The organism is Vibrio sp. 10N.222.49.C12 (assembly GCF_041475025.1).
Taxonomy (GTDB): Bacteria; Pseudomonadota; Gammaproteobacteria; order Enterobacterales; family Vibrionaceae; genus Vibrio; species Vibrio crassostreae_C.
The window spans coordinates 1-1,274 of record NZ_JBFRVF010000006.1 but is presented as its reverse complement, the minus strand read 5'-3'; the positions used below and the strand labels follow the sequence as shown (position 1 = coordinate 1,274).

1 protein-coding gene is annotated in these 1,274 nt (G+C 49.7%); it reads left to right on the top strand.

The genetic code is table 11. The features are described from left to right. A partial coding sequence (locus AB4583_RS02615; protein ID WP_372116306.1) for a cadherin-like domain-containing protein occupies positions 1-1,274 on the top strand: 1,274 nt, incomplete at both ends.

Here is a 1,274-nt window from a genome sequence, read left to right as displayed (position 1 = left end):
TCAATCGATGAAGACGGTTCGATTCGTCTAAGTCAAGAGCAGTTGCTATCACAAGCATCAGATGTTGAAGGCGATGACCTTACTGCTAGCGGCCTAACGGTCGACGGTGATGCAACCGTTACTCAAAACGATGACGGCAGTTTCACGATTACGCCAGATGAGAACTTCAATGGTGACATCGATATCAGCTTCGATATCTCTGATGGCACCAATACGGTTCAAGCTTCTGCAGACCTAACCGTTAACCCAGTAAATGATTTGCCAGTACCTCAAGATCAACAGTTCAGTGTTGAAGAAGATGGAACGCTTATCTTCACCGATGCAGACCTATTAACAGGCGCTACTGACATTGAAGGCGACAACCTAACGGTTGAAGGTGTGACCTACGATGGCGGCGACGGTATCTTGACCGACAACGGCAACGGGACTTACACCTTTGCGCCGAATGAAAACTTCAATGGCGACGTAAACTTCGGCTTCGATGTGTCAGACGGAACCGATACGGTCTCTGCAAACATCGATGTAAGCGTGACTGCGGTTGATGATGCGCCTGTGTCTGGTGACCTAGCGTACTCAATCGACGAAGACGGTTCGATTCGTCTAAGCCAAGAGCAGCTTCTATCGCAAGCATCAGATGTTGAAGGCGATGACCTAACAGCCAGCGGCTTAACGGTCGACGGTGATGCAACCGTTACTCAAAACGATGACGGCAGCTTCACGATTACGCCAGATGAAAACTTCAACGGTGACATCGATATCAGTTTCGATATCTCTGATGGTACCAATACCGTTCAAGCTTCTGCCGATTTAACCGTTAACCCAATCAATGACCTGCCAGTTCCTCAAGATCAGCAGTTCAGTGTTGAAGAAGACGGTACTTTACTGTTCACAGACGCGGATCTGCTTACAGGCGCGACAGACATTGAAGGCGACAACCTAACGGTTGAAGGTGTGACCTACGATGGCGGTGACGGTATTCTTACCGACAACGGTAATGGCACATACACCTTTGCGCCGAATGAGAACTTCAATGGCGACGTAAACTTCGGCTTCGATGTGTCAGACGGCACCGATACGGTCTCTGCAAACATCGACGTGAGCGTAACTGCGGTTGATGATGCGCCAGTGTCTGGCGACCTAGCGTACTCAATCGACGAAGACGGTTCGATTCGTCTAAGTCAAGAGCAGCTTCTATCGCAAGCTTCTGACGTAGAGGGCGATGACCTTACTGCTAGCGGCCTAACGGTTGGTGGAGATGCGACGGTTGTAGCTAA